The organism is Alphaproteobacteria bacterium, assembly GCA_025800285.1.
In the GTDB taxonomy this organism is placed as follows: domain Bacteria; phylum Pseudomonadota; class Alphaproteobacteria; order JAOXRX01; family JAOXRX01; genus JAOXRX01.
This window is the reverse complement of sequence record JAOXRX010000108.1, coordinates 1-1,678: the sequence shown is the minus strand read 5'-3', so window position 1 is coordinate 1,678 and position 1,678 is coordinate 1. Positions and strand designations below refer to the sequence as shown.

Annotated in this window: 1 protein-coding gene; it reads left to right on the top strand. The window is 31.1% G+C overall.

The genetic code is table 11. From position 1 onward, the window contains the following. Positions 1–175 precede the first annotated feature (175 nt). A complete protein-coding gene (locus OIF36_05665) occupies positions 176–1,381 on the top strand; it encodes an IS256 family transposase (GenBank protein ID MCV6599940.1) in 1,206 nt (401 codons plus the stop codon). Positions 1,382–1,678 lie beyond the last annotated feature (297 nt).

Here is a 1,678-nt window from a genome sequence, read left to right as displayed (position 1 = left end):
CCGATCTTCATTAAAAATTCCAAAAAAGCTTTTTGTTTGTATTACAGGTGTTGCTGGTTCTGGAAAGAGTTCATTAATGCACAAAGAATTTGTAAAAAAATATCCTGAAAAGCTAGATACTGTCTCAAATTTTGTGTAAAGATTTCAAATCAAGAAAAATAACAATCTTTATACAATGGAAAAATCAGATTTAAAAGCACACTTAGAAGCCATTAAAAAATCTGGTAAAAATATTCATGACTATATGAATGATCTTTATCAGGAAGGCTTGCAAGCCATGTTAGAAACAGAGTTGGATCATCACCTAGGTTATGGGAAGAATGAGGTGAATAGTTCGGATAATGCACGGAATGGGAGCAGTAAAAAGCGTGTTAAAACCAAACTTGGAGAATATAGTTTATCCATACCCAGAGATCGCAATGGTAGTTTTGAGCCCCAAATAGTACCCAAACACAAAAGAGTTATAGATAAGATAGAAGAGCATGTAATTACCCTTTATTCTAAAGGTATGACTGTTCGAGATATTCAGGATACTTTAAAAGAAATCTATGGAATAGATGTAGATAAAAGTACGATTTCACGCTTTACAGATTTACTTTTACCTAAAATAGAAAAGTGGCGAAACCGACCATTGGATGATTTTTATTTCGTTCTGTGGATGGATGGAATTCATATTAAAGTAAGGGAAAATCACAAATTAGTTAGCAAGTGTGTTTACATTGTAATGGGCTTGAATTCTTTGGGAAAGAAAGAGATTTTAGGAATTTGGATTGGACAAGAAGAGTCTGCCAGTTTTTGGAGAGAAGTATTGAATGATCTTAAAGCAAGAGGGATACAAGACATCTTATTAACAGTAACAGATAACCTTAAAGGTTTTACTGATGCAATAAAAGCAGCGTTTACAAAGTCAATAACACAGATTTGTGTAGTACATATGATACGTCAAAGTTTTGGGTACATTCCTTATAAAAAACGTAAGGAGTTCTCTGATGATTTAAAAATGGTATACAAAGCCCCAAATCGGGAAATGGCTGAAGAGTATTTAGTTGAACTGGAAGATAAGTGGTTGGAGCGTTATCCTTCTGCAATAAAACCTTGGAGAAACAATTGGGAAAATTGGACGAATTTCTTTGACTATACCTCTGAAATCAGACAGATAATATATACTACTAATATTATTGAAAATCTAAATAAGAACATTCGAAAGTACACCAAAAATAAAACGCAATTTCCTGATGATAAATCTGCAATTAAATCAATATATTTAGCATGTGTTAATGCTGCTAAAACCTGGTATAGACCTATCTCTTCATGGGGTACAATACTAAATGACTTTCATTTAGCATTTCCTGACAGGTGTAAGCATATAACTTTAAAATAGTGTTTACACAAAATTTGAGACACTACCGGAATTTCGCCTGTAGATTCTAAATCTTTATTATTAAATGCAAATCCAGCAATCATAAAGCACAATAAAAATAAGTCAATAATTGAAATATAAGATGTAAAATATTACTCTACTTGTTTTCATTTTTCTTTAGTCTTTGGATTAGTGTTTCAACTTCTGAAAGCTTCATTTTTTAATAAGAAAATTAAATAATTATGTTTTGATACCATATAAAATATTGAGCAAAACTTTATTTTTAAAGGGCTGTATATTAAAATGTTTTTTCAATCT

Bases quoted from the DNA above. Each gene is read 5' to 3' on its own strand.
- OIF36_05665 (MCV6599940.1), top strand. From the start codon at position 176: ATGGAAAAATCAGATTTAAAAGCACACTTAGAAGCCATTAAAAAATCT.